At 37.3% G+C, this 6,206-nt stretch carries 10 protein-coding genes; 1 reads left to right on the top strand and 9 read right to left on the bottom strand.

Annotated elements, in window-relative coordinates:
• From porD to AC6F75_RS06315, 6 genes are all read right to left on the bottom strand, one after another.
• A partial coding sequence (porD, locus tag AC6F75_RS06340) for a type IX secretion system protein PorD (RefSeq protein ID WP_500714114.1) occupies positions 1-651 on the bottom strand: 651 nt, incomplete at its 3' end.
• Positions 644-1,855: a bifunctional phosphopantothenoylcysteine decarboxylase/phosphopantothenate--cysteine ligase CoaBC gene (gene coaBC / locus AC6F75_RS06335; RefSeq protein WP_500714112.1), complete on the bottom strand. Its 1,212-nt coding sequence runs from the start codon at positions 1,853-1,855 to the stop codon at positions 644-646. The genes coaBC and porD, both read right to left, overlap by 8 nt.
• 6 nt (positions 1,856-1,861) lie before the next feature.
• Positions 1,862-2,191, bottom strand: coding sequence for a DNA-directed RNA polymerase subunit omega (locus AC6F75_RS06330; protein WP_500714111.1), 330 nt, complete (start codon positions 2,189-2,191; stop codon positions 1,862-1,864).
• 3 nt (positions 2,192-2,194) lie between these two features.
• Complete coding sequence (locus tag AC6F75_RS06325; protein ID WP_500714110.1) at positions 2,195-2,989, bottom strand: outer membrane protein assembly factor BamD; 795 nt, start codon at positions 2,987-2,989, stop codon at positions 2,195-2,197.
• A gap of 108 nt (positions 2,990-3,097) precedes the next feature.
• A complete protein-coding gene (gene dapA / locus AC6F75_RS06320) occupies positions 3,098-3,976 on the bottom strand; it encodes a 4-hydroxy-tetrahydrodipicolinate synthase (RefSeq protein ID WP_500714109.1) in 879 nt (292 codons plus the stop codon).
• Complete coding sequence (locus AC6F75_RS06315; protein ID WP_500714108.1) at positions 3,973-4,500, bottom strand: DUF6913 domain-containing protein; 528 nt, start codon at positions 4,498-4,500, stop codon at positions 3,973-3,975. Before AC6F75_RS06315 ends, dapA begins: the two co-directional genes overlap by 4 nt.
• A 3-nt stretch (positions 4,501-4,503) precedes the next feature.
• Between AC6F75_RS06315 and AC6F75_RS06310 the strand changes: the two genes are divergently transcribed.
• Positions 4,504-4,866: a hypothetical protein gene (locus AC6F75_RS06310; RefSeq protein WP_500714107.1), complete on the top strand. Its 363-nt coding sequence runs from the start codon at positions 4,504-4,506 to the stop codon at positions 4,864-4,866.
• Positions 4,867-4,898: 32 nt separating this feature from the next.
• On the opposite strand, the gene AC6F75_RS06305 is transcribed toward AC6F75_RS06310, so the two are convergent.
• The 3 genes from AC6F75_RS06305 to AC6F75_RS06295 form a co-directional block, all read right to left on the bottom strand.
• Complete coding sequence (locus tag AC6F75_RS06305) at positions 4,899-5,195, bottom strand: type II toxin-antitoxin system RelE/ParE family toxin (protein WP_500714106.1); 297 nt, start codon at positions 5,193-5,195, stop codon at positions 4,899-4,901.
• Complete coding sequence (locus AC6F75_RS06300; RefSeq protein WP_500714105.1) at positions 5,185-5,415, bottom strand: hypothetical protein; 231 nt, start codon at positions 5,413-5,415, stop codon at positions 5,185-5,187. The genes AC6F75_RS06305 and AC6F75_RS06300 overlap by 11 nt, the downstream gene beginning before the upstream one ends.
• A gap of 34 nt (positions 5,416-5,449) precedes the next feature.
• Positions 5,450-6,206: helix-hairpin-helix domain-containing protein (locus tag AC6F75_RS06295; RefSeq protein WP_500714104.1), on the bottom strand; the 757-nt coding region annotated here is incomplete at its 5' end.

Here is a 6,206-nt window from a genome sequence, read left to right as displayed (position 1 = left end):
ATCAAGCCCCAGCCTGTGGTAATTGTACATTACAGTATGAAATGTATTGAATATGGGCGAAATCAATGCCTCATTGATTTGATATCTGGATTGAGACCCGTCAGTGGCTTTCCAGCCTTGAAAATTGCTTGAAGCGGCGGTATTAACGATTTGTTTTGCAATTCTGTGGTACTCCTCACCACCATCTTTTGCATAAGTTGATGCATCAAGTCCTAAAATGGTATACACATGAAATGCAATTACTGAAACCAGATTGGACTCAAAGTTGTTTGGATTAAAATTTAAAGGCTGGAACTCCCGGTATATAAAACTAAACTGCCTGTCGTTGTAATTGTAAATGGGCGACAAATAGGATGAACCAAAAACCGGTCTGGATGCTTGCACTTGGAGTGTTGCAGTAAAATTATCAGAACTGTAACTTGAAACAATAATGTTAAAGCTGGCGTCTATACGCTCCTGGTTTGCAAAAACCTTATTGGTCCAGGAAGTTTCATTGATAAATTCCCTGATGTCCCTCTCCAGAGTTCTGAATACTTGAAGAGTTGACACATTAGTCTGGTCTGCATTAACAACAACAGTTGCATTGAATTCCTGTGCCGTTAATTGCATCGAGAAACATAAAAGCAACAATAAATAGATAAGCTTATTCATTTAATAAAGGTATTATTTCGTTAAAAATATCACTGGCCACTTCTGTTTTGGATTTTAAATCGAAGGTCTTCGCTTTTTCATCTCTATGGATAATCGTGATTTTATTTGTTTCTGAACCAAAACCGGCACCTTTGTCGTTCAGCGAATTTAAAACAATTAAATCTAAATTCTTTTTTCTGAGCTTCTTTTTTGAGTTTTCGAGTTCGTTTTCAGTTTCCAAAGCAAACCCAACCAAAATTTGATTTTTCTTGATTTCACCTAAAAAAGCCAAAATATCTTTTGTGGGCTCAAGTTCTATTGATAACGCTGCCCCGTCTTTTTTTATTTTCTGGTCTGCTTTTATTTTTGGCCTAAAGTCGGCTACCGCTGCGGAAAGTATGGCAATATCTACTTTATCATAATGTTCATGACAGGCCTGATACATCTCCTCTGCCGAAGTTACCGCAATGCGCTGAATGGATTTACTTTTTAAGTCAAGATGTGTGGGCCCCGACACCAAAATCACCTGTGCACCAAGACTGGCTGCAGTTTCTGCAAGCGCATAACCCATTTTTCCGGAAGAATGATTGCCTATAAACCTCACGGGGTCTATGGCTTCATAAGTGGGCCCTGCGGTGATGAGTACTTTTTTGTTTCTTAACGGAAGTTTTGAAGCGATGTCTTTTTCGATAAAATCAACAATTCCTTCGGGTTCTGCCATCCTGCCTTCTCCATAAAGCCCGCTTGCAAGTTCACCTACTCCTGCAGGAATCTGTATGTTCCCATAACTGTTTAACTTTTCAAAAGACTCCTGAACAGTTTTGTGTCTGTACATATCCAAATCCATTGCAGGGGCATAATATACCGGGCATTTCGCAGAAAGGTAAGTCGCCATCAGTAAATTATCACAAATACCTGTGGCCATTTTAGAAAGGGTGTTGGCTGTTGCAGGTGCTATAACAAAAAAGTCGGCCCAAAGGGCCAACTCTACGTGATTGTTCCAGATTGCATTTTCGTTTTCTTCATTGGTAAATGTTGAGAAAACTTCATTTTTTGATAAAGTGGAAAGTGTGAGTGGTGTAACAAAATCTTTAGCAGAAGGTGTCATGATTACTTTTACCTCAGCACCGGCCTTGACAAACAACCTGACCAAAAAAGCCGATTTGTAAGCAGCAATACCGGCACTAATGCCCAGTAGAATTTTTTTGCCGCTTAAAATTGACATGGTTTATTATGAGTTATCTTCCAGCGTATTTCTGTAGTAAATTTTTCCATCCAACCATTCTTGCAGTGCCAGTGCGTGTGGTTTTGGCAATTTTTCGTAATACTTTGAAACTTCAATTTGTTCTTTGTTTTCAAAGATTTCCTCTAGACTGTCATTGTAGGTTGCAAACTCATCCAGTTTTTCAAGCAACTCTTTTTTAATCTCGGTGTTTATTTGATTGGCTCTTTTGGAGACAATAGAAATGGCTTCATAAATATTATCGGTTGGAGCATCCACTTCATTCTTGTTGTAGGTAACGGTATTTACCGGCGCAACTGTTTTTTTTAGATCTGTCATTATTTAAACTTGTTTGTTTTCTAATCTGTTTTCAATATCCCTTTTGATTTCTTCGGCTTCAGGCCTAAATTTACTCTCGGGGAAATTTCTAATAAAAGAATTATAATACCCCGTCGATGTAATTAATCGTTCTTCTACCTTGAAAACCACACTTCTGATTGCCAGATCATAAGCGGCTTTAAATTTCAGGAAGTAGGCCTCTTCCCTGAATTTAGAACCCGGGTGATCAAGGATAAAATTATCTAATGCCTTTATGGCAGCATTGAAATCACTGATTCTGTGGTATTGTTTGGCCACTTCAAACTCTTTTTTCTCTAGTTTTGTAGTTAACTCTGAAACCAGCTCATTGGCCTCGGCCATGTATTTAGAATCGGGGAATTTATTGATAAAATTCTGAAGTTTTTCAAGAGCAATATTGGTGTCTTTCTGATCCAGGGAATATCTGGGTGAAAGTTGATAAAAACTTTTTGCTCCTTTGAAAGCTGCTTCCTCAGCCTTTTCACTTTGTGGATAGGAGTTTGAAAATCGCTCAAACTGATAACCTGAAAGATAAAAGTCACCTAATTCATAAAAGGTGTCTGAATAGATGTACATCAACTTTTCAGCCTGTGGTTTTCCTCTGTATGCCGGAACAATTTGCTCCATCAGCTTCAAAGCCTTTTTGTATTTTCCGGCGTTATACAGCGAATCTGCCATTTGAAATTTAAGCCCAATATCGTCAGACTTTAGCGCCTTTTGATAGGGACTGCAGGAAAAAAACAGTGTGGTTAATGCAAAGAAAATCAGGTAATTTTTCATTTGGTTCAAAAACATCGTGCAAAAGTAAATAAATTAGTGTTATAATAAAAATTCATAGGTACAATAAGAAACTAAATCTTGTCTTGTTACTTATTAATTATCAAAATTTTAACTCAATTGGTCTATAAACTCCTTGATTTGTTGCTTCAACGAATCAGTTGCATCCACAAGTGGAAGTCTGACTGTTGCTGTTGAAAGGTTTAAAGTTTCAAATACCGCTTTAATGCCTACAGGGTTACCTTCTGCAAAAATCAAATCGATGGCAGGGGCTATTTTGTAATGCAACGCATAGGCTTCATCTACTTTTCGGTTTAAACCCAATCGCACCATATCTGAAAATTCCTGGGGAAATCCTTCACCAATCACCGAAATTACCCCTGCACCTCCGGCAAGAACCATTGGCAAAGTAATCATGTCATCACCTGAAATAACAAGAAAATCTTCAGGTTTGTCTTTGATTAATTGCATCGCCTGAACAATATCGCCTGCTGCTTCTTTTATGGCGACTATATTTTTAAAATCATTGGCCAAACGAATAACTGTTTTAGGCAGCACATTTGACGAAGTTCTACCGGGAACATTGTACAGAATAACAGGTTTTGGAGAAGCTTCAGCTACAGCTTTAAAATGCTGATAAATGCCCTCTTGAGAAGGCTTGTTATAATAAGGTGACACCGAAAGCACCGCATCAAAAGCTGAAAGGTCTCGCGATTTTAACTCATCTACCACTTTTTGAGTGTTATTGCCGCCAATACCCAAAACCAATGGCAATTTTCCGTTGTTAACTTCAATTATTTTTTTGATGACCTGCTGTTTTTCACTTTCAGTGAGCGTAGCACTTTCTGCTGTTGTGCCCAAAACAACCAGATAATCAATACCTCCGTCAAAACAGTGATTGACAATGTGCTCCAATGCGTCAAAGTCAACTGTTAAATCTTTTTTGAATGGTGTCACCAACGCAACACCGGTGCCTATTAATGCTTTCATTGGTGTTTGTTGTTTTTAAAAATCTTGATATACTTTGCCAGTTCCTTTTCAAAAAGGGAAAATTCGTTCACTTTTAACTTGAAGACGATATCAAAAAACCTGTCATCCTTTTGTTTTAAGCCTACTTTTAGCTTGGCTTTAGCTCTTGTTGTAATATAGTCCAAATAGTTGTTTTTATTTGAATAGTACCCGATAAACAAATCATAATCCCGGTCTAAAAATTCTTCAATGGCCGGCTTAGTTAAAACGCCTTTCCAGTTAAAATCTTTTGACGAAAAATTATTTTGTTCAAAAGTGGGCAAGCTACGTTTTTCTTCTTTGTAAAAAATGACCTTTAAGTCTTTGTTAAGGATTTCAAGCGATTTTACAAGGCCGTTGAATGCGTCTAAATTTTCATATTCATGAGTATTGACAAGTAATCCAACGGTTTTTAATTCGCTCAAATTTTTGTCTGACACATTCTCTTTCAGGTGTTTTTCGATCTGTTTTTTGAGGAAATACTTTTTTAAGGCTTTAAATTTCATTTATTGTTACATTCAGAGCTTACAAAAGTAAGCAATTTATCAGCATTTACCATTGATTTCTGTGCTATGAACACCCTTTTTAAAACTAGTTTTTTACTGTTTGTATTAGCAGGCTGTAAACAAAACGAATACACCCTCACCAAAATTGATGGTCAACAAATTGAAATATCTGATTTAATTGTAAATAATCTCGCATTTGATTGGGTTTTGAATCCTTTTCCTGAACACATTGAAAATCAACTTTCAGTAGTTTTAGCATACAATGTAAGGAATGTGAACCGCACAGATGGAACGCTAAACTCCTCAATTTTAGCTGAATCTATTTGGGGAGGATTGACTTTTATTTTGAGGAAAAAAATGAGGTAAACTCACAATCGAGTGTGATTGAAGTTTTTTAATTACTTCGGATACTTATCAGTGTTTTGTGAAGTATGAAAAACTGCATTAATGTAGACTGTTTTTGTTGATTCTGAAAGGATAAAAAAAACAATAAATGGAAACTTGCTGAAAGGAATAAACCGATAGTTTGAATCGTGAAAACGGTAAAAAGGATTTTTCTTTAAATAAACCAACGTCTTTTGAAAATCACTGATAAATGCCAATGCCACTTTATGTCCGGCTTTTTTTAAATAGTACATCAAAGCTTCCTCAACCTGTTTGTTGGCAACTGAAGAAACAACTATTTTAAAGCCCATACTTTTCTTTTAAATCAGCCACCATCTTTCCTGAATCCATATAATCTTCCGGCGGCAAATTCAATTGAGCATCCAATATTTTCTGTTGGTCTTCGGTTAGCTGAACGGTTGGAAACTTTTCAGCATCTATAATGGAATCTACATAACCAAGCACCCTGTTTAAAACTTCAGGTGATGCATTTTTGAGTTTTTTATTGAGTATATCTATTGTTTTTTCCATTGGTAAGGATTTATTCAAATTTAATAAAAAAACTTCACATCATCCCCAAAAACTCATCTTCACTAATAATGGGCACACCCAAGCTTTCGGCTTTTTCTTTTTTACTGGGACCCATATTAGCACCGGCGACTACATAAGTGGTTTTTGACGAAATAGAACCCGACACTTTCCCACCGTTGTTCTCAATCAATTTTTTAAGTTCGTCACGGGAAACTTTTTCAAACACACCGGAGACTACAAAGGTTTTTCCCTGCAACACATCGGTTTGGCCCTGAAGGGCTTCCTCTGAAAGCCGTAATTGAACCCCATAGGTTTTCAATCGATTAAGGATTTCCAGATTTTCAGATTTGCTGAAAAATTCCACCACGCTTTCGGCTATTTTTTCGCCAATTTCATCTACCATAATGAGTTCCATTTGGTTGGCTTTTTGAAGCGCCTCGATACTTTTGTAATGCTTTGCCAGTTTTTTGGCTACAGTCTCACCCACAAACCTGATTCCCAGCGCAAACAAAACCCTTTCAAAAGGAATTTCTTTTGATTTTTCTACACCAATCACCAGATTTTCTGCACTTTTTTGTGCCATCCGCTCCAGCGGAAGGAGCTGTTCAACTGTGAGCGTGTATAAATCGGCATAGTTTTCTATCAGTCCGGCTTTGAATAAAAGTTCGACCGTTTCACCACCTATCCCCTCAATATCCATCGCTTTACGCGAAACAAAATGTTGAATCCTGCCCACAATTTGCGGCGGGCAACCGTAAAAATTGGGGCAATAATGCTGGGCTTCACCTTCT

It is taken from the genome of Planktosalinus sp., from assembly GCF_059864935.1.
Note: the sequence above shows the minus strand (reverse complement) of the source record. Positions and strands in the feature narration are given on the sequence as shown.

Coding starts and splice junctions, on each gene's coding strand:
- coaBC (WP_500714112.1), bottom strand. CDS start 1,855: ATGTCAATTTTAAGCGGCAAAAAAATTCTACTGGGCATTAGTGCCGGT.
- AC6F75_RS06330 (WP_500714111.1), bottom strand. CDS start 2,191: ATGACAGATCTAAAAAAAACAGTTGCGCCGGTAAATACCGTTACCTAC.
- AC6F75_RS06325 (WP_500714110.1), bottom strand. CDS start 2,989: ATGAAAAATTACCTGATTTTCTTTGCATTAACCACACTGTTTTTTTCC.
- dapA (WP_500714109.1), bottom strand. CDS start 3,976: ATGAAAGCATTAATAGGCACCGGTGTTGCGTTGGTGACACCATTCAAA.
- AC6F75_RS06315 (WP_500714108.1), bottom strand. CDS start 4,500: ATGAAATTTAAAGCCTTAAAAAAGTATTTCCTCAAAAAACAGATCGAA.
- AC6F75_RS06305 (WP_500714106.1), bottom strand. CDS start 5,195: ATGGGCTTTAAAATAGTTGTTTCTTCAGTTGCCAACAAACAGGTTGAG.
- AC6F75_RS06300 (WP_500714105.1), bottom strand. CDS start 5,415: ATGGAAAAAACAATAGATATACTCAATAAAAAACTCAAAAATGCATCA.